The 24,026-nt window shown below is 52.3% G+C and carries 23 protein-coding genes; 14 read left to right on the top strand and 9 right to left on the bottom strand.

Annotated features, from left to right (window positions below):
• Positions 1-6: 6 nt before the first annotated feature.
• The 5 genes from rhaM to rhaB all read right to left on the bottom strand — a co-directional run bounded on the left by rhaM (position 7) and on the right by rhaB (position 5,237).
• The gene (gene rhaM / locus OGX94_RS01390; RefSeq protein ID WP_003825253.1) at positions 7-321 is read right to left on the bottom strand and encodes an L-rhamnose mutarotase; all 315 of its coding nucleotides are present in this window, start codon (positions 319-321) and stop codon (positions 7-9) included.
• Positions 318-1,466: a lactaldehyde reductase gene (gene fucO, locus OGX94_RS01385; protein ID WP_126319630.1), complete on the bottom strand. Its 1,149-nt coding sequence runs from the start codon at positions 1,464-1,466 to the stop codon at positions 318-320. Before fucO ends, rhaM begins: the two co-directional genes overlap by 4 nt.
• 74 nt (positions 1,467-1,540) lie before the next feature.
• On the bottom strand, positions 1,541-2,368 hold the full coding sequence (gene rhaD, locus OGX94_RS01380) for a rhamnulose-1-phosphate aldolase (protein WP_257662353.1): 828 nt from the start codon (positions 2,366-2,368) through the stop codon (positions 1,541-1,543).
• 143 nt (positions 2,369-2,511) lie between these two features.
• Positions 2,512-3,771: an L-rhamnose isomerase gene (rhaA, locus tag OGX94_RS01375; protein WP_149335644.1), complete on the bottom strand. Its 1,260-nt coding sequence runs from the start codon at positions 3,769-3,771 to the stop codon at positions 2,512-2,514.
• Entirely contained in the window at positions 3,768-5,237 is a 1,470-nt protein-coding gene (rhaB, locus tag OGX94_RS01370) for a rhamnulokinase (protein WP_257662352.1), read from the bottom strand. Before rhaB ends, rhaA begins: the two co-directional genes overlap by 4 nt.
• Before the next feature lie 303 nt (positions 5,238-5,540).
• Between rhaB and rhaS the strand changes: the two genes are divergently transcribed.
• Positions 5,541-6,389, top strand: coding sequence for an HTH-type transcriptional activator RhaS (gene rhaS, locus OGX94_RS01365; RefSeq protein WP_008787013.1), 849 nt, complete (start codon positions 5,541-5,543; stop codon positions 6,387-6,389).
• Positions 6,390-6,541: 152 nt separating this feature from the next.
• Positions 6,542-7,390 (top strand): HTH-type transcriptional activator RhaR, encoded by an 849-nt coding sequence (gene rhaR, locus OGX94_RS01360; protein ID WP_126957439.1) that lies wholly within the window; start codon positions 6,542-6,544, stop codon positions 7,388-7,390.
• On the opposite strand, the gene rhaT is transcribed toward rhaR, so the two are convergent.
• A complete protein-coding gene (gene rhaT / locus OGX94_RS01355) occupies positions 7,387-8,421 on the bottom strand; it encodes an L-rhamnose/proton symporter RhaT (RefSeq protein ID WP_003825242.1) in 1,035 nt (344 codons plus the stop codon). The genes rhaR and rhaT overlap by 4 nt on opposite strands.
• Positions 8,422-8,710: 289 nt before the next feature.
• On the opposite strand from rhaT, the gene sodA reads away from it, so the two are divergent.
• Positions 8,711-9,331, top strand: coding sequence for a superoxide dismutase [Mn] (gene sodA / locus OGX94_RS01350; RefSeq protein WP_003825239.1), 621 nt, complete (start codon positions 8,711-8,713; stop codon positions 9,329-9,331).
• A gap of 233 nt (positions 9,332-9,564) precedes the next feature.
• On the top strand, positions 9,565-10,548 hold the full coding sequence (gene kdgT / locus OGX94_RS01345) for a 2-keto-3-deoxygluconate transporter (protein WP_003825237.1): 984 nt from the start codon (positions 9,565-9,567) through the stop codon (positions 10,546-10,548).
• Positions 10,549-10,589: 41 nt separating this feature from the next.
• On the opposite strand, the gene OGX94_RS01340 is transcribed toward kdgT, so the two are convergent.
• Positions 10,590-11,486, bottom strand: coding sequence for a dihydrodipicolinate synthase family protein (locus tag OGX94_RS01340; protein ID WP_003825235.1), 897 nt, complete (start codon positions 11,484-11,486; stop codon positions 10,590-10,592).
• A 152-nt stretch (positions 11,487-11,638) separates the two neighbouring features.
• Here OGX94_RS01340 and yiiM point away from each other — a divergent pair, with 152 nt between their 5' ends.
• The 4 genes from yiiM (at position 11,639) to OGX94_RS01320 (ending at position 15,580) form a co-directional block, all read left to right on the top strand.
• Entirely contained in the window at positions 11,639-12,313 is a 675-nt protein-coding gene (gene yiiM / locus OGX94_RS01335) for a 6-hydroxyaminopurine reductase (protein ID WP_003825233.1), read from the top strand.
• A 227-nt stretch (positions 12,314-12,540) separates the two neighbouring features.
• Positions 12,541-13,245 carry a GntR family transcriptional regulator gene (locus OGX94_RS01330; RefSeq protein WP_003825231.1) on the top strand — a complete coding sequence of 235 codons (705 nt, stop codon included), beginning with the start codon at positions 12,541-12,543 and terminating at the stop codon, positions 13,243-13,245.
• 8 nt (positions 13,246-13,253) lie between these two features.
• A complete protein-coding gene (locus tag OGX94_RS01325) occupies positions 13,254-14,207 on the top strand; it encodes a sugar phosphate isomerase/epimerase family protein (protein ID WP_003825228.1) in 954 nt (317 codons plus the stop codon).
• A gap of 122 nt (positions 14,208-14,329) precedes the next feature.
• Entirely contained in the window at positions 14,330-15,580 is a 1,251-nt protein-coding gene (locus OGX94_RS01320) for an MFS transporter (protein ID WP_175310260.1), read from the top strand.
• A gap of 40 nt (positions 15,581-15,620) precedes the next feature.
• Here OGX94_RS01320 and cpxA read toward each other — a convergent pair whose 3' ends face one another.
• Both cpxA and cpxR read right to left on the bottom strand, forming a co-directional pair.
• On the bottom strand, positions 15,621-16,994 hold the full coding sequence (gene cpxA, locus OGX94_RS01315) for an envelope stress sensor histidine kinase CpxA (protein ID WP_003028758.1): 1,374 nt from the start codon (positions 16,992-16,994) through the stop codon (positions 15,621-15,623).
• On the bottom strand, positions 16,991-17,689 hold the full coding sequence (gene cpxR, locus OGX94_RS01310) for an envelope stress response regulator transcription factor CpxR (protein WP_003028763.1): 699 nt from the start codon (positions 17,687-17,689) through the stop codon (positions 16,991-16,993). Before cpxR ends, cpxA begins: the two co-directional genes overlap by 4 nt.
• A gap of 150 nt (positions 17,690-17,839) precedes the next feature.
• On the opposite strand from cpxR, the gene cpxP reads away from it, so the two are divergent.
• From cpxP to OGX94_RS01280, 6 genes are all read left to right on the top strand, one after another.
• Entirely contained in the window at positions 17,840-18,340 is a 501-nt protein-coding gene (gene cpxP, locus OGX94_RS01305; protein WP_008787022.1) for a cell-envelope stress modulator CpxP, read from the top strand.
• A 147-nt stretch (positions 18,341-18,487) separates the two neighbouring features.
• Entirely contained in the window at positions 18,488-19,390 is a 903-nt protein-coding gene (fieF, locus tag OGX94_RS01300; RefSeq protein ID WP_003825216.1) for a CDF family cation-efflux transporter FieF, read from the top strand.
• Positions 19,391-19,575: 185 nt separating this feature from the next.
• On the top strand, positions 19,576-20,538 hold the full coding sequence (gene pfkA, locus OGX94_RS01295) for a 6-phosphofructokinase (RefSeq protein WP_003825214.1): 963 nt from the start codon (positions 19,576-19,578) through the stop codon (positions 20,536-20,538).
• Positions 20,539-20,738: 200 nt separating this feature from the next.
• A complete protein-coding gene (gene sbp, locus OGX94_RS01290; RefSeq protein WP_063941738.1) occupies positions 20,739-21,728 on the top strand; it encodes a sulfate/thiosulfate ABC transporter substrate-binding protein Sbp in 990 nt (329 codons plus the stop codon).
• A gap of 104 nt (positions 21,729-21,832) precedes the next feature.
• Positions 21,833-22,582, top strand: coding sequence for a CDP-diacylglycerol diphosphatase (locus OGX94_RS01285; protein ID WP_257662351.1), 750 nt, complete (start codon positions 21,833-21,835; stop codon positions 22,580-22,582).
• 73 nt (positions 22,583-22,655) lie between these two features.
• On the top strand, positions 22,656-23,960 hold the full coding sequence (locus tag OGX94_RS01280) for an SLC13 family permease (protein WP_126957433.1): 1,305 nt from the start codon (positions 22,656-22,658) through the stop codon (positions 23,958-23,960).
• Positions 23,961-24,026 lie beyond the last annotated feature (66 nt).

Genomic DNA, 24,026 nt, shown 5'->3' with positions numbered 1-24,026 from the left:
TATAACTTACTGCAAATAAAACACTTCTTTTAGCTCTGCGCTAACCGGGCTGTTGTCCGGGTTTGCTGGCATTACGTCACGCATATGCTTCCACCAACGTTGGCAAACGTCGGTGCTGGCAACGGCATTCCAGCGTTCTTCGGACTCAATCTCAACGGTGGCGAACAGCAGATTGCGCGCCTGATCGAGATAAATCGCGTAGTGATGGGCGCCGTGCTCTTTCAGCACCGCTTCCAGCTCTGGCCAGATGGGGTTATGACGACGCTGGTACTCAACGTGCGCGTCGGCATTCACCTGCATCACAAAGGCCTTGCGGATCATAACGCCTCCAGATACAGCTCGCGGACCTCGTCGCGGCTGGCGGTGCGCGGGTTGCACGGCGCACACGGATCGGCCAACGCTTTATCCAGCCAGCCTTCAATATCCTCTTTCGTCACGCCAAGGGAGCTAAAGCCCGCAGGAATACCGACACGCTTGCTGAGTGCACGAATCGCGTTGATGGCCTCCATACTTGCCGCTTCATCGCTCATGTTACGGATATCGACGCCCATTGCCTGCGCCACGCGGGCAAAGCGCGCCACGGCGTTCGGACGGTTAAAGTTTTCGATTACCGGCAGCAGGATGGCGTTGCAGACGCCGTGTGGCAGATTATGGGTTGCGCCCGGCTGGTGCGCCAGCGCATGCACCAGACCCAGACCAGCGCTGTTAAATGCCATCCCCGCCAGATACTGACCAAACGCCATTTGCTCACGGGCTTCGAGGTTATGACCGTCGTCGACCGCTTTTGGTAGCCACAGGTTGATCAGGCGAATCGCTTCCAGTGCGTTAGCGTCGGTAAGCGGATGAGCACCAACGGAAACATAGGCTTCCACCGCGTGGGTCAGGGCGTCCATACCGGTTGCGGCGGTGACGGAGGCCGGGATTTCCAGCATCACGCTGGCATCATCCACGGCGATATCCGGGATGATATTCGGGTCGATGATCACCTCTTTAACCTTACGGGCAGAGTCGATAATGACTGCGTTGCTGGTCATCTCTGCTGCCGTACCGGCGGTAGTGTTGATGGCGACCAGCGGGACGCCCGCATTTTTCACTTTGCCCACGCCGGAGTAAGCGGTAGAAGGGCCAGGGTTGGCTGTCAGGATTTTTACCGCTTTGGCGGTATCGATCGGGCTGCCACCACCGAAGGCGATGATGTAGTCACATTCTGCGTTCTGATAGGCCGCAAAACCTTTCTGTACCAGCTCTTCTGTCGGGTTCGGGAATACTTCATCAAACAGGTGGTAAGACATTTGATGTTTATCCAGCGCGGCAAACAGGCTATCCAGCAGGCCCAGTTTTACCAGTTGACCATCGGTGACGATCAGCGCTTTGCCCCATTGTTTATTCGCCACGAGATTCACCATATCGGCAATCGCGCCGGCGCCATGCAGGCTAATTTTTGGCAGTGCCAACATAAAGCTCATCACTATTCTCCTTAATAATAAAATCCTGTAGGCCGGATAAGGCGAAGCCGCATCCGGCGTTGAGTTGGGAGGTATCAGTACAGCTCTATGGCGCTTGCCAGCGGCGTAACACCAAAGCGTTTGCCAAGTGCGACCAGCTCTTCACGCGAGATGGTCTGCTTCATACCGCCCATCGAAAAGATTTTGACCAGAACTTCGGCGGATTTCTCTGCGGTATCTATCAAACCGAACGCTTCGTCTAGGGTAGGTCCGCTTCCGAACACGCCGTGGAACGGCCAAAGTACCAGCGAGTGTTTCTGCATTTCCTCGGCGGTAGCCTGACCAATTTCATCTGTACCCGGCACCATCCACGGCAGAATGCCAACGCCATCCGGGAACACCACCAGGCACTCGGTGCTGCCTTCCCACAGCTTGCGGGTAATCAGCGCTGTGTTGTTTTCCAGTACGTAGGTCAGAGCGATCAGGTTGGTGGCATGGCAGTGCATGATCACGCGGTCTTTACCGTTCGTCGCTTTAATGCGTTCGCAGTGGGAGAGGAAGTGAGCCGGCAGTTCAGAGGTCGGCACGGCCTCGTGGGTCAGGCCCCAGAGGATGTGGTAGCCCGCACCGTCGCTGTCTACTTGTACCACGCCCAAATTTGCCGCGGGATCGAGCTGAACGTTACGGAAAAATTTACCGGAACCAGTGACGATAAACGGCGTGTTTGCCAGCAGCGGCATCGGCTGACTTAGCGCAATATAGCGTGGTTTTTCGTAGAAATCGGCGCTAAACGACGCGATATCTGCTTCATCAAGACGCAGCGTCAGGTTGCCGCCGTTACGCTCGTCCCAGCCTTTCAGCCACGCATCAGAAGTGGCTTTGATCATCCCCTGGACGAACCAGGAAGTCGTAATATTTTGCATGTTCGGTGTTCCTGTTTATTGCCCGAACGTTATCGGGTCTTACGAAGGCCGGATAAGCGAAGCGGTATCCGGCAATCGTGTTTCATTCATTGCCAGATGGCGACGCGGGGCGTCTTATCTGGCCTACAAGCCTGGCGTCACGGTTAGCTACGTTTGCTCAAAATCTCTTTTTCATAAGCGCGCACGCTGTCCAGCCACTGGCTGCCCGCAGGCGTGTCGTGGCGCTGGCAATACATCTCCCAGACGGCCTGCCACGGCAGCGATTTTTGCTCTTCCAGCAGGGCCAGGCGTGCGGTGTAGTCGCCGTTGGCTTCGAGCTGACGCAGTTGTTCGGTGGGTTCTAACAGCGCGCGCAGCAGGGCTTTTTTCATATTGCGGGTGCCGATCACCCACGCGGCAATGCGGTTAATGGAGGCGTCGAAGAAGTCGAGGCCAATGTGTACGCGGTCAAACAGGTTGTGGCGGACGATCTCGCTGGCAATCGCCTGAGTTTCATCATCCAGCAGCACCACGTGGTCGCTGTCCCAGCGCACCGGACGGCTGACGTGCAGCAGCAGGCGCGGTACATACAGCATGGCGGCAGAAATTTTGTCGGAGATCACTTCAGTCGGATGGAAGTGGCCCGCATCCAGACACAGTGCGGTCTGGCGGCTGGTGGCGTAACCCATGTAGAACTCGTTAGAGCCCACGGTGTAGCTTTCCGCACCGATGCCAAACAGCTTGCTTTCGACGGCATCGATATGGTGCGCCGGGTCAAGTTTCTCGCTGATCACTTCGTCCAGTGCGTCCAGCAGACGCTGGCGCGGCGCTAAACGGTCAATGGTGATGTCTTTCATGCCATCCGGGATCCAGATGTTCATCACCGATGGTGTACCCAACTGCTCGCCAAAATACGCCGAGACGCGACGGCTGGCTTTGCAGTGATCGATCCAGAACTGGCGAATGGTGTCGTCGGCGTGCGCCAGCGTGAAACCGTCGGCGCTCAGCGGGTGTGAGAAGCAGGATGGGTTGAAATCCAGCCCTAACTGGTTCGCTTTCGCCCACTCAACCCAGTTTTTGAAGTGTTCGGGTTTGATTTGGTCGCGGGGAACCGGTGTATCCGATTCCAGATAGATCGCGTGCAAATTCAGACGTTTTGGACCAGGAATCAGGCTTAGCGCTTGCTCCAGATCGGCCCGCAGTTCGGTGGCGTTACGCGCTTTACCCGGATAGTTACCGGTAGCCTGAATACCGCCAGTAAGCGAGCCTTCCGGGTTTTCGAAACCGGCGACATCATCGCCCTGCCAGCAGTGCATGGAGACCGGCAAACGATCGAGCTGGCGTAAGGCCGCCTCGACATCAATGCCTACCGCGGCGAAACGCAGTTTTGCCAGTTCCCAGGCTTGTTCAAGTTGAGTGGTCATGCGCAAAGCTCCTTTGTCTGTCGTAGTGATTGAAACTGCGCCTGGTAGCGGGCAATTTCACTTTCAGGATTGGGAATAAAGGTGGTCAGGTCATAGTTGGCGCGTACCACCTGACGGAAATCATCGACGTTGTTCAGCTCGTCCAGCGTCATCAGCTGGATGCCAATATTGCCGAGCGTGGAAGCCTCAATCGGCCCGGACATCACGCGAATACCGCAGGCATCCGCACATAGCTGGTTCAGTAAGGTGTTCTGGCAGCCACCACCGACAATGTGCAGTTGGCTAAATGCTGCACCACGCAGTTGAGCCAGTTCTTGCAGGATATCGGCGTACAGCAACGCTAGGCTGTCGAAGATACAGCGCGCCAGTTCGGCGTTTTGCAGGGGAACGGGTTGGCCTGATTCACGGCATGCCGCCTGAATTTCTGCACTCATATCGTCGGGGTTGATAAAGCGATCGTCGTTCGGGTTTATCAGGAACTGGCAGGCCGGCAGCGCTTGCGTTTGGCAGATAAGCGTTGGCAGGTCGGTAATCTGGCGCTCTTTTAATACGCGCTGGAGCAGCCATAGCCCCATAATATTTTTCAGGACACGGTAACGTCCTTCCGCGCCGCCTTCATTGGTGATATTCGCCGCCAGCGCCGCATCGTTGGTATACGGTGTTCTGCTCTCAAAGCCCATCAGCGACCAGGTTCCGGAAGAGAGATAGGCGCTGTTTTTGTCGGCCAGCGGAGAAGCAATGACCGCACTGGCCGTGTCGTGACTGGCGACGGCGACAACCGGAATTTGGTTTTTCTGCGGGCAAATCCAGTGGCCGATCACGTTCCCTGGATGCGTCGGGCGACCAAACCAGGCTTTGTCTGCCCCGGTCCACGCCAGCAGTGTGTCATCCCAGTCGTCGGTATTGATATTGACTAGCTGGGTGGTGGTGGCGTTGGTGTATTCCCAGTTCATTTTGCCGGTCAGGCGAAAGCTGAAGTAGTCGGGGATCAGCAGGGCATGGGCCACCTGCGGGAGCAGTTCTGGCTGCTGTTCAACCAGCGCACGCAGTTGATACAGGGTGTTAAAGGGCAGAAACTGAATGCCGCTACGGCGGTAAATTTCACCTTTACCCGGCTGCTTCATCGCCTGCGCCAGAATGCCGGTCGTGCGGCTGTCACGGTAAGAGACCGGCAGACCGACACGTTGACCGACGTGATCGATCAGAACGTAATCCACGCCCCAGGTATCAATGCCGATGCTGTCTATCCGAATACCTTCATCGCAGACTTTTTTCAGGCCAAGACGAATATCGTGTTCCAGGCTGTCGATGTCCCAGGTGTCAAAACCGTCTGTTTTTTGCAGGCAGTTCATGAAGCGGTGGATTTCACGTAGCGTCAGGGAGCGGTGTTCACTGTCGTAACGCGCCAGCATTACGCGCCCACTGGATGCGCCGAGATCGACTGCGACACAATGGCGAAAAGTCATAGCGAGGTCCTTCTGAGTTTTATTGCACTCAGTCTAAGAACCCCAGATAAAGCGTACCTTCTTGACAGTGACAGCCACAATTAGCGGCTGGCAACATGGCAAAGGTGAACGTGACGCTGTTCACAATTTCTATTAATAGGACCTGTTTTAGCGGATGTGACGCCTTCCGCAATTCCCGATCTTTCCCGTCATTTCTTGAAGAATTGACCGTGTTTACGCACTTTGGCGTCAAAAATTTAAGGTGAGGGTGATAACCCTTAATTACTATTCAGCCATGTTCATTTGATCGGGAAGGATGTCATCATGACGGTATTGCATTGCGTGGATTTTTTTCCGACAGGTAAAGCGCCAGTGGCTATTGAACCGCGGCTTCCTCAACCTGCGTTTCCAGAGCATCATCATGATTTTCATGAAATTGTGGTGGTCGAACATGGAACGGGGATCCATGTGTTCAACGGGCAGCCTTACACCATCAGCGGCGGTACGGTGTGTTTCGTTCGCGATCATGACCGGCATTTATATGAACATACTGACAATCTGTGCCTGACCAATGTGTTGTATCGCTCTCCGGATGCGTTTCAATTTCTGGCTGGGCTGAATCAGCTTTTACCTCAGGAACAGAATGGGCAGTATCCCTCCCACTGGCGGGTGAATCAGGGGGTGTTGCAGCAGGTTCGACAACTGGTGGGGCAGATGGAAGCGCTCGGTGAGGGGATGGATACACCAACGGCGGCAAATCGCGAGATCCTGTTTATGCAACTGCTGGTGCTGCTGCGTAAAAGCAGCCTGATGGAAGCAGCGACCGATAACGACGCGCGGCTTAACCTCCTGATGGCGTGGCTGGAAGATAACTTTGCCGACGAGGTGTGTTGGGAGGCGCTGGCCGAGAAGTTTTCCCTCTCTTTGCGCACTCTGCATCGCCAGCTCAAACAGCAAACCGGATTGACGCCGCAGCGCTACCTTAACCGCTTGCGGCTGATCAAGGCCCGACATCTGCTTCGCCACAGTGATGACAGTGTGACAGACATCGCTTATCTCTGCGGATTCGGCGACAGTAACCACTTTTCGACGCTTTTTCGTCGTGAGTTCAAGTGGTCACCACGCGATATTCGTCAGGGGCGCGATCTCGTTGTGGCAAGCCGCCTCCAGTAACGCGAAAGCTATCAACGTTTTTTACCGCCGAATCTCAGATAATCATGTCCCTTAACGCCGGATGGTGGCTACGCCTTATCCGGCCTACGTGGATGCCCTGTAGGCCGGATAAGCGCAGCGCATCCGGCAAGCATTCAGGTTGAGGTCATGTGATGGCGAATCAGCTAATCCTTCTGAAATCAGACTTCTTTGCGCATGAGCAGCAGGCTGTGGCCGTGGCTGACCGTTATCCGCAGGATGTCTTTGCTGAGCATACCCACGAGTTTTGCGAGCTGGTTATGGTCTGGCGCGGTAATGGTCTGCATGTCCTTAACGATCGTCCGTACCGGATAACCCGTGGCGACCTGTTTTACATTCGCGCCGAAGATAAACACTCCTACACCTCCGTGAACGACCTGGTGTTGCAAAATATCATCTACTGCCCGGAGCGGTTGACGCTGAATGTTGACTGGCAAGGGGCGATCCCCGGATTTGACGGTACGCCGAGGCAGCCGCATTGGCGACTCGGCAGCGTTGGCATGAGTCAGGTCCGACAGGTGATAAGCCAGCTTGAGCATGAAAGCAATCAGCGTGATGCACAGGCTTTTACCATGGCTGAGCTGCTGTTCGGGCAGTTGGTGACACACCTTAAGCGGCATCGTTATGCCACGGATACGCTCCCGGCGACCTCCAGTGAAACGCTGCTGGATAAACTGATCACCGCGTTAGCCGGTAGCCATGAGCATGCGTTTGAACTGGATACGTTTTGCGAGCGCGAACAGTGCAGCGAGCGCGTTTTGCGCCAGCAGTTTCGCAGCCAGACCGGGATGACCATCAACCAGTATCTCCGCCAGGTGCGGGTTTGCCATGCGCAGTATCTGCTCAAACATAGTCGGTTGATGATTAGCGAGATTTCCATGCGCTGCGGTTTTGAGGACAGTAACTACTTTTCAGTGGTATTTACGCGGGAAACCGGGATGACGCCGAGCCAGTGGCGTCATCTCAGTACTCAGCATGCTTAGCTGGCCATTCCCAGACCGACAATGTTTGCCGCGACAATGATCACCACGCAGCCGAGGCTTAGCACGCTGACCGGACGACGACCCGCGTTTTTCCACTCTTTCAATACCAGACCGACAATCCCGCCGCACAGAACATAGAAGCTCATGTGCAGCATCCAGCTTACATAGTCATACTGCGCCGGAATACGTGCGTGGCCCCAGGCGTAGAAGAAGAATTGCAGATACCACATCAAGCCACCAAGCGCAGAGAGCAGCACGTTGGTGATAATCAGCGGCTTGGCTAACGAGAAGTCGGCTTTTATCGACAAGTTCTTCACTTTTGCCAGACGAATGAAGCAGAAGCCCAGGTTAACAAGCGCGCCACCGCCCATAATGACCACATAGCTAGGCAGGGCGACATACAGCGGATCGACGCCCAACGCGGCGGCGGCATCGTGCATCGGTTTCGCCGCGTTCATCGCAAAGGACATCCCGGCGGAGAAAATACCGCACATGACGGCCAGAACCAGACCTTTTTTCAGGTTGAAATCTTCCGCTTTGATGCCCATTTTGCGTTCTTTTAACTGACCGGCACGGGTAACAATGCCTACGCCAATCAGCGCGACCAGTACGCCAAGCAGCGTCATGCGGCCACCAGAGGTATTGATCAGTACATCAAAATTGCCGTTGATAATCGGGGTCATCAGCGTGCCGACAATCAGCGTAATACCTATCGCAATCCCGATACCCATCGACATACCGAGATAGCGCATGGTCAGGCCATAGTTGATATTGCCAATCCCCCACATTGCACCAAACAGAAATACCGGAGCCAGTGTGGAGAGGCTGAAGGAGCTGAAGTAGGCCCAGAAATCGGGAAGTAACATGGCGCTGATGGTCCACGGCAGGATTATCCAGGAGACGATCCCGCCAACCGACCACATCGTTTCCCATGACCAATGTTTGACTTGCTTGAACGGGGCATAGAAACAGGCGGCACTGGCTGCCCCTATCAAATGCCAAAAGATACCCATCGTAATCGCGTTACTCATGACTTAATCCTCGTTATTTTTTATCGTCGGTAATGACCCCTCCGACCTAACGAGTTTAAAAATTACGCAGGTGGTTAACCTTTTGACGATTGCCGCCCTTTTGCGCATGTTGGCAATTATCACGTTAAGTGGGTGATTCGGCTCACATCTTTAACAATGGGTTTGATTCATTAAGACCCTGTAAAAAGTACGGCATTGATAATCATTTTCAATATCATTTAATTAACTATAATGACCCAACTGCTTACGCGGCGTTAACACTGGCCGCCCGACAATACTGGAGATGATTATGAGTTATACACTGCCATCCCTGCCGTACGCTTATGATGCCCTTGAACCGCACTTCGATAAGCAGACGATGGAAATCCACCACACCAAACACCACCAGGCTTACGTAAATAACGCCAACGCTGCTCTGGAAAGCCTGCCTGAATTCGCCAGCCTGTCCGTTGAAGAGCTGATCACCAAACTGGATCAACTGCCAGCAGACAAGAAAACCGTACTGCGTAACAACGCGGGCGGTCACGCTAACCACAGCCTGTTCTGGAAAGGCCTGAAAACCGGTACTACGCTGCAGGGCGACCTGAAAGCGGCTATCGAACGTGATTTCGGCTCCGTTGACAACTTCAAAGCTGAATTTGAAAAAGCAGCGGCAACCCGCTTTGGCTCCGGCTGGGCGTGGCTGGTTCTGAAAGGTGACAAACTGGCTGTTGTCTCCACCGCCAACCAGGATTCCCCGCTGATGGGTGAAGCTATCTCTGGCGCTTCCGGTTTCCCAATCGTGGGCCTGGACGTTTGGGAACACGCTTACTACCTGAAATTCCAGAACCGTCGCCCGGACTACATCAAAGAGTTCTGGAACGTTGTGAACTGGGACGAAGCTGCCGCACGTTTCGCAGCAAAAAAATAAGTTCTACGCTTTAACAAAGCCCTGCAAGCGATGCTTGTGGGGTTTTTTTGTGATCAAACTCAATATAAAAACAATGATCCACTTAAATTGAAACAAGGTTTTATTATGCGAGTGAGATCACTTTTATAGTCTCTATGAATGTCTATCTTCTTTTCATCAAGACGGGCGCATCTCAAAGCAAGATGCAATCGCCCATAAAAATTGCCCCATTTTTATGTCTACAGGTGATGGAAATGCAGATCAAACGTACGATAGAGAAAATCCCAGGCGGTATGATGCTGGTGCCGCTTTTCCTGGGCGCGTTGTGTCACACCTTTTCCCCCGGCGCCGGGAAATATTTCGGCTCCTTTACCAACGGTATGATCACCGGTACGGTACCTATCCTGGCAGTCTGGTTCTTTTGCATGGGGGCGTCGATCAAGCTAAGCGCCACCGGCACCGTGCTGCGTAAATCAGGTACGTTAGTCATAACCAAGATTCTGGTGGCGTGGGTGGTTGCAGCGATTGCTTCACGCATTCTGCCGGAACATGGTGTAGAGGTCGGATTCTTCGCTGGGTTGTCTACGCTGGCGCTGGTGGCCGCGATGGATATGACCAACGGCGGGCTGTATGCCTCGATTATGCAGCAGTACGGCACCAAAGAAGAGGCCGGAGCGTTTGTCCTGATGTCGCTGGAGTCTGGCCCGCTGATGACCATGGTGATTCTGGGAACCGCCGGGATCGCGTCGTTTGAACCGCACGTATTTGTTGGTGCAGTATTGCCGTTCCTGATTGGCTTTGCGCTGGGGAATCTGGACCCTGAACTGCGGGAGTTCTTCAGCAAAGCGGTGCAGACGCTGATCCCGTTCTTTGCCTTCGCATTAGGTAACACCATTGATTTGAGCGTGATTGCGCAGACCGGCGTGCTGGGTATTCTGCTGGGCGTGGCGGTGATTATCATCACTGGTATTCCATTGATTATCGCCGATAAACTGATTGGTGGTGGCGATGGTACGGCGGGGATTGCCGCTTCCAGTTCCGCGGGGGCGGCGGTTGCTACGCCTGTGCTGATTGCTGAAATGGTTCCGGCATTTAAACCGATGGCACCGGCAGCAACTTCCCTGGTCGCCACGTCGGTGATTGTGACCTCCATTCTGGTGCCGATTATCACGTCTATCTGGTCGAAAAAGGTCAAAGCAAGGGCGGCAGAAATTGATATTCGTGGTACCGTGAAGTAAGTCTCTTAAGCCGGATGGTCTGCTCCATCCGGCTTAATTATTTACCCTTTGACGACAAACACCTCATCGATTGTTCGGCACTCACTCTCGTTCAACTCTCCACCGGCATTACGTGACACGCCGGTACAATAGCCAAATTTACGCGATACCACGGTTTTGATGGTGGTGACAAAATCTTCGCCGATGGCATAGATGGACATGTAGGTGCCAATCTGGTCCTGAATATCGCGAAGCGCTGCCAGGTCGCCCTGTTTAAACGCTTCCCGCGCGCTGACAAACAGTTCCGGCATGACGTTGTTCAACCCTGAAATAATCCCCGCGCCACCTGCCAACAGGTTGGGAATGTAGTATTCGTCATAGCCGGACAGCACGGCAAAATCCTCCCGCACGGCGCGGGTGGTCTGAATCATGCTGCGGGTATGGGACTGACAGTCGACGGTGTCTTTAATGCCAGCAAAATTCGGGAATTCGGCGGCGAGGGTGGCTACCAGTTCGGGGGTTAAATCGCAGCCGGTGCGTGCCGGGAAGTTATAAGCAAACCATTTACCGCTGAGTTTCTGCCCCAACTGACGGAAGTAGCTCAGCAGCTGTTTCGCCGTTTGTCCGTAGTAATAGGGCGGCAGGATCATCACGGCATCGTAACCTGAGCGATACGCTTCCTGTGCCATCAATAAAACATCATTCTGGCAGGTGGATGAGACGTTGGCGACCATCTTTAGCGAGCTCATGGCGCGGGCCTCACGGATCAGCAGCAGCCTTTCTTCGAGCGTAAAGGAAGCAAATTCCCCGATGCTGCCCATCAGCAAAATCACGTCGATTTTGGCCTCGGTAAGGCGTTTGAGATGCTGGCTCAGACCGTTGAGATCGATCTTGCCATCATTGTCCATTGGCGTAATGGAAGGACACCAGACGCCAGCAAATTGCGATTGACCAGTCACGTTGTCGACTCCTTATTTGAAATGATGTTTCAAAACCAGATTACATTGATAGCATGTGTCCCTAAGTTTCATGTGAACCGTGCTCTCATTTTGAGCGACTGGGGTAAAATAAATGTGGTGTAATGGGGGAAATTTATCGGGAGAGGGAACAGATGCGATATCCGGTCGATGTTTTTACGGGCAAAGTTCGGGACTACACGGGAAGCCGTCCCAGCGCGATTGCTAAAGTCCAGATTGACGGTGAGTTGATGCTGACCGAACTGGGGCTGACGGGGGATGAACAAGCGGAAACGAAAATTCACGGCGGGCCGGATCGCGCGCTGTGTCACTATCCGCGTGAACACTATCAGCACTGGAGACAAGCGTTTCCGGAGCAGGCGGAGCTATTTGTCGCCCCCGCGTTTGGTGAGAACCTCTCTACTGAGGGGCTGACTGAAGAGAATGTGTATATTGGCGACATTTTCCAGTGGGGAGAGGCGCTGATTCAGGTCACGCAGCCGCGCTCGCCGTGCTTTAAGCTGAATTTCCATTTTGGCATCAGCGATATGGCCAGCCAGATGCAGGATGTGGGTAAGACAGGCTGGCTGTGCAGCGTCATCGCGCCTGGTCAGGTGTCAGCAGACGCGCCATTGATCCTGGCGTCACGCGTGAGCGACGTCAGCGTACAGGAGGCAATTGCTATCGCCTGGCATATGCCGTTTGATGATTCGCAATATCACCGTTTACTGTCGGCTGCCGGGTTATCAAAAAGCTGGACCAGAACGATGCAAAAGCGCCGTCTAAGCGGCAAGATCGAAGACAATTCCCGCCGTTTGTGGGGAAAATAAACCTACCTTCATCTGGCAATTAAATCAGGTGGCGACACCTGATTTACCTCTCCCCCGTGGTTCATCTCCTGCGTACCAAACCGGGCAAAAACCTGACGGTCACGGTTTGCTTAAAAGCCATTCTTGATACCTGGTCCACAAAAAGAAACTCTGCGTTGAAAAAAAACTTGAGTATTTCCTGCACTCAAATATCTTAGCTTCAAATTGGTTTAAACCAGATGAGCGAAATGAAAAAGAAAAACAATGTTGATGTGCTCAGAGAGCGCTTTGAAAGCTGGTTAAACGAGAATAATTTACCAGCGGGCTCCAAATTGCCCTCGGAGAGAGAGTTATGTGAGCTGCTGGATGCAAAGCGTATGACCTTACGTCAGGTTCTGATTGAGCTTGAGATCGATGCGCGTATTTTCCGCAAGAACCGCAGTGGTTGGTTTATTTCATCGAAGCGATTTATTTATAACCCTAAATCACTTTCCAGCTTCAATGCTGAAGCTTGTGCTCAGGGACGTAAGCCTTTTTGGGATTATTTAACCAAAGAAACCATTGATACAGTTCCGCATCATGTTGATGATGTTTTTCTCTCCTCCGGCGATCGCTATTTAGTTACCGGCTGGTGCGGCCTTGATTCACATAAAGTGTTTTACCATGAATCCTATATTGATGCCGATGTTGCGCCAGGATTCATTAATAAATTGGGCAATCAGTCTTTTGCCAGCGTCTGGGAAGATGCGTTTGGCCATGTTTTAAATATCAAAGAAATGATTTTTAAACCGGTCAATATGCCAGAAGTGGCCTGCAAAGAGCTGGGTGTTGCGCCTAATACGTATGGAATTTTAGTAGAAAAACATCGGGCTACCCGAGATAAAAAAGTGGTTCAGGTTGATTTCGAATACTGGCGACTTGAATCAGTGGAACTTGTTATTCGCGATGAATGAGAAAAATAATGGGAAAATGTAACCAAGAACTTCTTGCGGAACGCGCGAGAAATATACCGCTGTACCTACATGCTTATGCTTTTCATCTGAATATGCGCTACGAGAGAGTCCTGCCGGGGGATCTTCTGGATATTGCGCATCAGCAAAAATTGAAGGGTGTAAAAATACATGTTGAGGATGGTGAGTCCCAATCACTGCAGAAACTGAACGATCAGCAGCTACACGATTTTAAAGAAAAGGCCAAAAAATATAATCTGGATGTGCATATCGAAACGAGCGCATCGGATAAGGCAACATTGACGGATGCAATCCGTATTGCTGTTGCTACTGGTGCAACTTCAGTGCGTTTCTACCCGCGTTATGAAGGGTATCTGAACGATGTTATGGCGAAGATTGCCAATGATATTGCGTGGCTGTCTCAGTATGACGATTGCGGACTAAGCTTTACTATCGAACAGCATGAAGATCTGCAAGGCCATGAGCTGGTGACGCTGGTTAATAATAGCGGGATGAAAAATCTCTCTATTCTGTTTGATTTTGGCAACATGATTAATGCCAATGAGCAGCCGCTTTCTGCGTTAGAGGTTATGTCTCCTCTGATCACTCAGGTGCATATCAAAGACGCAAAAATTATTAAAGAAGGTAAAGGCTGGGGGCATGAGGCTTGTCGTTCAGGACACGGCGATTTACCCATGGAAGAGATGCTTAAGGCATTATTACTTTTAGGTGAAGATAAACCGCAAGTACATGCTTTTGGCCTGGAAGAAGAAGTTGAATATTATGCCCCTGCATTTCGCTTCGACGATGAGGGTGATAATCCATGGATCCCATGGCGCGATGCAAGTTATACGCCGCTGCCTGACAGCAACATGATTGATACGCGACTGGCGCAGGAAAAAGAACATGCTCTTGCCCAAATAAAATATATCCGTGATATATGTGACAAGTTTATAGGCAATTAATTAGTTTTCTTAAAATATTATTAAATGCGGAAAGGATTATGAAAATAATCCCCTGGCGTTATTAATTATACAATTTAATTTAGATATTTCTCTCAACAAGCAATGAGGGTTTAATCATGTTCATGAATAAATGGGCAAGACTCTGTTTTTTGATTTTAGGCGGCGGCACGATATTCAAGCTTTCGAGTATGAAAGATGTTTTCTATGTGCCAATGCAGAATGACTGGGGTTTAACTAATACGCAAATTGGGTTGAGCTTTACGGTTTATACGATTGTTCAGACAACCGGACTTTTTCTTTCTCTCTATATCGCAGACCGTTACTCCAAGAAAATATTATTACCGTTCGGTCTGATTGGCGTTGGGTTATGTGGCTTATATCTGGCAACGTTACCGTCATTTACCGGTTATCTCATTTGCTTTGCCGCGATGGCTTTCTTTGCCGATGTGGTTTATTGGCCGGTATTGCTGAAAGCCGTTCGTTTGCTGGGAACGAAAGAAGAACAAGGACGCATGTTCGGCTTTTTAGAAGCCGGACGTGGCGTGGTGGATGTTATCGTTGCATCTGGCGCTCTGTTTGTCTTCGTCCAGTTTGGTGAAGGTAAAGCGGGGATGCAGGCGGGCCTGTTGTTCTATACGGTAATTACGCTTGTGGCAGGTATTGTGACGTACTTTATTGTCGATGATGACAAAGTGAAAGGCGGCGAGAAAACCAGTGCCAACATGGAAGTGTTAAAGGGTATCAAACATGTTTTGTCCTGCCCTAATGTTTGGCTGGCTTCTTTAGGTATTTTCTTCGTTTATGCCGCGTACTGTGGACTGACTTACTTTATTCCATTCTTAAAAGATATCTATATGCTGCCGGTAGCGCTCGTCGGTGCGTACGGCATCATCAACCAGTATGCGCTAAAAATGGTAGGTGGGCCGATTGGTGGAATGTTGGCAGATAAAGTTGCTAAATCACCGACAGTGTATCTGAAGTGGACGTTCCTGATCTCTGCTGTAGCGATGCTTGTGTTCATGCAGTTACCGCATCAAACAATGAACGTGTATATCGGTATGGCGGCGACATTAGGGTTCGGAGCGATTATCTTCTCACAGCGCGCCATTTTCTTCGCGCCAATGGATGAGATCGGTACCCCACGTGAGTATGCGGGCTCGGCAATGGCATTTGGTTGCATCATCGGTTATATGCCAGCGATGTTTGCGTACACGTTGTACGGCTATTTGCTGGATACCAATAGCGGCATCACTGGCTACAACTATGTCTTTAGCGTGATGATTGCGTTCAGCTTAATGGGCTTTATCTGTTCGACCATTCTGGTGAAGCGGATTAAAAAGCTAAAGCTAGCGGCGGCAGAAGTGACAGCATAAAGCGAGAGCTTCCCCGGCACGAGGCTACCGGGGAAGCCTGTTAAGCGCGTTTATACAGCGGTAACCAAATCACCAGCCGTAAACCACCCAGCGGGCTGTCTTCGGCCTTCACCCAGCCACGATGCTGCTGAATTGCGGTTTCAACAATCGCCAGACCCAGACCTGTTCCGCCAGACTCGCGATCGCGCGCCTCATCGGTACGATAGAACGGACGGAAAATCTGTTCTCTGTCTTCAGGGCTAACGCCTGGGCCATCGTCGTCCACGGTGATGGTAATCCCGTCGATATCCACCGCGAAGCCAACTTCAATCTTCGTATGTGAATAGCGCAGGGCATTGCGCACAATGTTTTCCAGCGCACTTTCCAACGCATTTGGGTTACCGTACAGCGGCCACGGACCCGGCGGGAAATTCACCGTGAGTGATTTACCCATCTGCTCAGCTTCAAAGGCGGCGTTATCCAGCACTTCGCCCCACAGCTGATTAGCTTTCACTGTTTCACTGACCAGCGCGTTTTTCTGCTGATTACGTGACATCACCAGCAGGTCGTTGATCATGCTGTCCAGTCGGTGTGCTTCTGTTTCAATGCGCTCCAGCTCTTTGCTCTCACCGCTACGACGGCGCAGCAGAGCGGTGCCCAGTTGCAGACGCGTTAGCGGTGTTCTCAGCTCGTGAGAGATGTCCGACAGCAGGCGTTGCTGTGTGGTCATCATCCGTTCCAGCGCTGTCACCATCTGGTTAAAGCTGGCGCCTGCCGCCAGAAACTCCTGCGGACCGGCTTCCAGTTCCGGATGCTGACGCAGGTTGCCCTGGGCCACTTCATCCGCCGCGTTTTTCAACTTACGCGCAGGTTTCGCCAGACTCCAGGCAAGCCAAAGCAATAGCGGTGAGCTGACTAACATGGTGACGATCAGCAACAGCAGCGGTCGGTCGAACAGCAGGTTGATAAAGTCAGATTGTGAGCTGCTGGCAGGTCGTATGAGATACAGCTGGTAGTTATCTTCACCGTCTCTGACGGAGAAAGGCCCGACCATCTCAACGCGACCGTATTTTTTCTTTTGCGGATGGTCGGCGTTATCGGCCTGACCAATAAAGTTACGAATGATCTGCATTTCGTTGCGTTCTGCGCCGATCACGCGTCCTTCCGTCGTAACAAGTAATAACCGCTGTCCTGGCGGCGCCCACTTGTCTATCGCCCGAAACAAGCGACGCCACCACATCAAATCGTTGGGTGGATCGTTCGCCAGTTCAGCTTCAACGTGTTGCTCAATCATTAACCCCTGGCGCTGCTCGCTGTCCAGTAGCTCGGTCATCTGGCGTGAATCGAGCTTGGGTAACATCAGTACTAACATTAACACCAGTGCCAGCGTCAACCAGAAGATGGCAAAGATGCGTGCGGTTAAGCTCCCTATCATGAAGCGGAGACCATCAGGTAGCCGCGACCACGCAGGGTTTTAAACCACGGGTGTCCGTCTTTACGCTCTGGCAGCTTACGACGCAGGTTCGAGATATGCATATCGATCGCGCGATCGAAAGGCGTCAGGCGTTTGCCCAGCACTTCCTGGCTCAGGTGCTCACGCGAAACCACCTGACCGAGATGCTGAGCCAGCAAATAGAGCAGGGTGAATTCGGTGCCGGTTAACTCCAAAATTTGCCCGTCAAAGCTGGCTTCCTGGCGACCCGGATTAAGGCTTAACGCATCTACTTCCAGCGTCGGCGAGCCGTTATCGCTGTTCTGCTGCTGTTCGCTCCAGTGTGAGCGACGCAGAATAGCGCGGATGCGCGCGACCAGTTCACGGTCGTTAAACGGTTTAGGTAAATAGTCGTCCGCGCCCAGCTCAAGGCCAAGTACGCGATCCAATTCGCTGCCGCGAGCGGTCAGCATGATTACAGGTGTCTGGTGTGTCTGACGAAGTGCTTTCAGCGTATCAATGCCGTTTTTCTTCGGCATCATGACGTCGAGCAAAAGTAAATCGATGCTGTCATCCAGAAGCTCAAGCGCCTGTTCCCCATCATAGGCAACCAGCACATCGAAACCTTCCATTTCGAGCAACTCCTTTAACAGGGAAGTCAGCTCTCGGTCATCATCAACTAACAGGATTTTATTCATTGTTTACGTACCTCCGAGGCAGAAATTACGTCATCAGGCGTCGCTAATCTATGACTTTACGTTGTTTTACACCCCCTGACGCATGTTTGCAGCCCGAATCGTAAACTGTCTCTCGTTGAATCGCGACAGAAAAGATTTTGGGAGCAAGTGATGGGCAAAGTTACCGCTGCCGTCATGGCCTCAACGCTGGCACTCAGTACATTTAGCCATGCAGCTGAAGTCGTCACAGGCGATCACTGGCACCTGGGTGAAGGCTCATCGCAACGCAGCGTTCAGAGCCACATGTTTGACGGTATCAGTTTAACCGAACATCAACGTCAACAGATGCGAGATTTAATGCAGCAGGCAAGACACGAACAGCCTCCTGTTAATGTTAGCGAAATGGAGACAATGCATCGCCTTGTCACCGCAGAGAAATTTGATGAAAGCGCAGTGCGCGCTCAGGCAGAAAGAATGGCGCAAGAACAGGTTGCCCGCCAGGTTGAAATAGCCAGGATCCGCAACCAGATGTATCGCCTGTTAACGCCCGAGCAGCAAGCGGTTTTAAATGAGAAACATGAACAACGAATGGAGCAACTGCGCGATGTAGCGCACTGGAAAAAAAGCTCATCGTTGAATTTATTGAGTAGTAGCAACTCACGTTCCCAGTAGTAACCCTGTTTTCCTTGCCATAGACACCATCCCTGTCTTCCCCCACATGATGTGGGGTTTTTTTTTGCCCAAAATTTGTCCCTCGGTTATTGCCTGACTGTTTTACTTCATCCGTTATACTAGCGGCATATCCTGGCAGGAGTGTTTATGAATCAAACCTATGGGCGGCTGGTGAGCCGGGCGGCAATCGCGGCGACCGTGATGGCATCGCTGTTACTTTTGATCAAAATTTTCGCGTGGTGGTACACCGGATCGGTCAGTATTCTGGCAGCGCTGGTGGATTCTCTGGTGGACATCGCGGCGTCATTAACCAACCTGTTGGTGGTGCGCTATTCGCTGCAGCCCGCCGATGATGAACATACGTTCGGACACGGAAAAGCGGAATCGCTGGCGGCGCTGGCGCAAAGCATGTTTATTTCCGGTTCGGCGCTGTTTTTATTCCTGACCGGGATTCAGCATCTCATTCAACCCACGCCGATGAAAGATCCCGGCGTTGGGGTGGTTGTCACCATTATTGCGTTAGTGTGTACAATCATTCTGGTCTCGTTTCAGCGCTGGGTAGTGAAGCGTACGCAAAGTCAGGCCGTTCGGGCAGATATGCTTCATTATCAGTCTGATGTTATGATGAACGGTGCGATTCTCATTGCGCTCGGGCTGGCATGGTACGGCTGGCATCGTGCGGATGCCTTGTTTGCGCTCGGGATTGGCATCTATATTTTATATAGCGCATTACGCATGGGGTATGAGGCAGTGCAATCTTTGCTGGATCGCGCTTTACCCGATGAGGAACGTCAGGAAATTATTGATATCGTGACGTCATGGCCTGGAGTCAGCGGCGCTCACGATCTTCGCACGCGGCAGTCAGGGCCGACCCGCTTTATTCAGATTCATTTGGAAATGGAAGATAATCTGCCGCTCGTTCAGGCGCATTTAGTGGCTGAACAGGTTGAGCAGGCAATTTTACGGCGTTTCCCGGGATCGGATGTCATCATTCATCAGGATCCCTGTTCAGTCGTACCCAAGGAAGGCAAGATGTTTGAGCTTTCATAATTCGTTGTAAAAAAAGTGAACCGGGCCAGCATTTTGTGTATAAATTACCACCATTTGGCCTGACCTGAATCAATTCAGCAGGAAGTGATTGTTATACTATCTGCATATTCGTTGGATCGTTTCGATATGCGGAATCGACTTCCGGCAGCAGATTTCATTTTGCATTCCAAAGTTCAGAGGTAGTCATGATTAAGAAAATCGGTGTGTTGACAAGCGGCGGTGATGCGCCGGGCATGAACGCAGCAATCCGTGGTGTTGTACGTGCAGCGTTGACGGAAGGGCTGGAAGTCATGGGGATCCATGATGGCTACCTGGGTTTGTATGAAGACCGTATGGTCCAGCTTGACCGCTACAGCGTGTCCGACATGATCAACCGTGGCGGTACTTTCCTCGGTTCTGCTCGCTTCCCGGAATTCCGTGATGAAAACGTACGTGCGGTGGCGATCGAAAACCTGAAGAAGCGTGGCATCGACGCCCTGGTTGTTATCGGGGGTGACGGTTCTTACATGGGTGCAAAACGCCTGACTGAAATGGGCTTCCCGTGCATCGGTCTGCCGGGCACTATCGACAACGATATCAAGGGCACTGACTACACCATCGGCTACTTCACCGCGCTGGGTACTGTCGTTGAAGCGATTGACCGCCTGCGTGATACCTCTTCTTCTCACCAGCGTATTTCTATCGTTGAAGTGATGGGCCGCTACTGTGGTGACCTGACCCTGGCAGCAGCGATTGCCGGTGGCTGTGAGTTCGTGGTGGTTCCGGAAGTGGAATTCAGCCGTGACGATTTGGTTACTGAAATCAAAGCAGGTATCGCGAAAGGTAAAAAACACGCAATCGTAGCGATCACTGAACACATGTGTGACGTTGACGAATTGGCGCATTACATTGAGAAAGAAACGGGTCGTGAAACGCGTGCAACCGTACTGGGTCACATCCAGCGTGGTGGTTCCCCGGTTCCTTACGACCGTATTCTGGCATCCCGTATGGGCGCCTATGCCATTGAACTTCTGCTGGAAGGTCACGGCGGTCGCTGCGTAGGTATTCAGAACGAGCAGCTGGTTCACCATGACATCATCGACGCTATCGAAAACATGAAGCGTCCGTTCAAAGGTGACTGGCTGGACTGCGCGAAGAAACTGTATTAATTGCAATTGCCGGATGGCGGCTTGCGCCTTATCCGGCCTACATGATGCAAATCGTAGGCCTGATAAGCGTAGCGCCATCAGGCAAAAACTCGACTCCATATATTCCCCCAAGTTATAGCAAATCTTTTTTTATTCTTTAATGTTTGGATGCCTTTCTGGCACGCTTTGCTCATCACAACACTACCTAAGAGAGCTGGGCGATGAACAAATGGGGCGTAGGGTTAACATTATTGCTGGCATCGACCAGCGTTCTGGCAAAGGATATTCAGTTACTTAACGTATCGTACGATCCAACGCGTGAACTGTACGAGCAGTACAATAAGGCCTTCAGCGCGCACTGGAAGCAGGAAACGGGCGACAACGTCGTGATTCGCCAGTCGCATGGTGGTTCGGGTAAACAGGCGACCTCCGTCATCAACGGCATTGAAGCCGATGTCGTGACGCTGGCACTGGCTTACGACGTGGATGCCATTGCTGAACGTGGCCGTATCGATAAAAACTGGATTAAACGCCTGCCGGATAACTCTGCGCCTTACACCTCCACCATCGTATTCCTGGTCCGCAAAGGCAATCCCAAACAAATTCATGACTGGAACGATTTAATCAAACCGGGCGTATCGGTCATTACGCCAAACCCGAAAAGCTCCGGCGGAGCTCGCTGGAACTATCTGGCGGCATGGGGCTATGCCCTGCACCACAACAACAACGATCAGGCCAAGGCACAAGACTTTGTGAAGGCCCTGTATAAAAACGTTGAGGTACTCGATTCTGGTGCACGTGGTTCAACCAATACCTTCGTTGAACGTGGTATCGGTGATGTGCTGATTGCCTGGGAAAACGAAGCGCTGTTGGCAACGAACGAGCTGGGCAAAGATAAATTCGAGATAGTGACCCCGAGTGAATCTATCCTCGCGGAGCCGACCGTGTCCGTGGTTGATAAAGTGGTGGAAAAGAAAGACACCAAAGCGGTGGCGGAAGCTTACCTGAAGTATCTCTACTCTCCGGAAGGTCAGGAAATTGCGGCGAAAAACTACTATCGTCCACGTGATGCAGACGTTGCGAAGAAATACGAAAACGCATTTCCGAAGCTGAAGCTGTTCACTATCGACGAAGAGTTTGGCGGCTGGACGAAAGCGCAGAAAGAGCACTTCTCTAACGGCGGTACGTTCGACCAAATCAGTAAACGATAAATAAGTCTCTGATTTACCGACCCGGTGGCCTAACGCGACCGGGTTTTTTATTTGTCATGGTTTTGCGTTACTCTTGCCCTTCAATGGGATACAGGAAACGCGTAATGAAAAAAGCAGGCTATCTTTTACTGGCGGTGATTGTGGTCGCCGCCGCTGCAGGTATCGGGTACTGGAAATTCACCGGCAACCCGGACGCATTACGCCAGATCGTTCTTCAGCAATGCCTGCCGCACCAGTTGCAGCAGCAGGACCCCGCACCATGCGCTGAAGTAAAGCCGGATGCTGGATATGTGGTGTTCAAAGACCGTAACGGCCCACTGCAATATCTGTTGATGCCTACCTGGCGGATCAACGGTACGGAAAGTCCGCTGTTGTTGAAATCAGGCACACCGAACTTTTTCTGGCTGGCCTGGCAGGCGCGTAGCTTTCTGAGCCAAAAATACGGCCAGGAAATCCCTGACAAAGCAGTCTCTCTGACCATTAACTCACGTAGCGGGCGTACGCAAAATCACCTGCATATTCATATCTCCTGCCTGCGAACCGATGTCAGAAAGCAGCTGGATGACAACCTGGCGAAAATCAGCACCCGCTGGCTACCATTACCGGGTGGGCTGCGCGGTCATGAATATCTGGCACGTCGCGTCACGGAAAATGAACTGGCACAACGCAGCCCGTTTATGATGCTGGCGGAAGAGGTGCCGGATGCGCGTGAGCATATGGGCAGCTATGCGTTGGCGATGGTGCGCCAGAGCGACGAATCCTTTGTCCTGCTGGCTACTCAGCGCAATCTGCTGGCACTGAATCTCGCCTCCGCTGAGGAAATTCAGGATCATCAATGTGATATTCTGCGTTAACCCCACCTAATCTGGCGTTTACTCCGCATGCCTGTCCCCGTATTCTTGTTGAAAAAAACAACAGGAGACAGGCATGTCGCTCTGGCTTACACACCCTCTGTTTATCCCCTCTCTGGTGGTTGGTATCACCATTCTGCTCTGGGCTACGTCGCTGCTGCCGGAGTTTATAACGGCGCTGCTGTTCTTTGCCGTGGCGATGGTCGCCAAAATCGCGCCACCGGATGTGATTTTTGGCGGCTTTGCGTCCTCCGCATTCTGGCTGGTGTTTAGCGGCTTTGTACTGGGTATTGCGATTCGTAAAACGGGGCTGGCGGACAGGGCGGCGAGGGCGCTGTCATCGAGGTTGACTGATTCCTGGCCGTTAATGGTGGCGAGCGTAGTGCTGCTGAGTTACGCGCTGGCATTTGTAATGCCATCCAACATGGGCCGCATTGCGCTGCTGATGCCGATTGTCGCGGCGATGGCGAAACGAGCCGGAATTAACGAAGGCACGCGCGCCTGGTATGGTCTGGCACTGGCCGTCGGGTTTGGGACGTTCCAGCTTTCTGCGACGATTTTACCCGCTAACGTACCGAATCTGGTGATGAGCGGCGCGGCGGAAGGCTCTTACGGCATCCACCTCAATTATCTTCCCTATTTGCTGCTGCATACGCCGGTTCTGGGTTGGCTTAAAGGCGCGGTGCTCATTGTGCTTATCTGCTGGTTGTTCCCTGGCAAGCCGCATGCGCCGCGCGATCTCACGCCGCCGGAGCCGATGAGCCGGGATGAAAAACGTCTGGCCTGGATGTTAGCGGTGGTGCTGTTCTTGTGGGTAAGCGAAAGCTGGCACGGTATTGGCCCCGCGTGGACCGGGCTGGCGGCGGCAGTTATCACATTGCTACCACGGGTTGGCTTTATCAATGGCGACGAGTTTTCCGCTGGGGTCAACATTCGTACCTGTATTTATGTGGCGGGTATTCTGGGGCTGGCGATCACCGTCACGCAGACCGGTATTGGTAGCGCCGTTGGCGAAGCGCTGTTACAGGTGATGCCGCTGGATGCGGAAAAGCCGTTTACCAGTTTCCTCGCGCTGACCGGTATTACCACTGCGCTTAATTTTATTATGACGGCGAACGGTGTTCCGGCGCTGTATACCACGTTGGCGCAAAGCTTTGCCGATGCGACGGGATTCCCACTGCTGTCGGTGATTATGATCCAGGTGCTGGGTTATTCCACACCACTGTTGCCGTATCAGGCTTCACCGATCGTGGTGGCGATGGCGCTCGGGAAAGTACCTGCAAGGGCGGGGATGCTGCTGTGTATCGCACTGGCGGCGGCAACATATCTGATTCTTCTGCCGCTGGATTACGCTTGGTTTACGGTGTTGGGAAAACTGTAGCTGTATCAAAATGTTAATTTTTTGTTTTGTGAGTGAGTGAATTGTATTATGCGCGGCAATATTGGT

The organism is Citrobacter sp. Cpo037 (assembly GCF_030332945.1).
GTDB lineage: Bacteria > Pseudomonadota > Gammaproteobacteria > Enterobacterales > Enterobacteriaceae > Citrobacter > Citrobacter portucalensis.
Note: the sequence above shows the minus strand (reverse complement) of the source record. Positions and strands in the feature narration are given on the sequence as shown.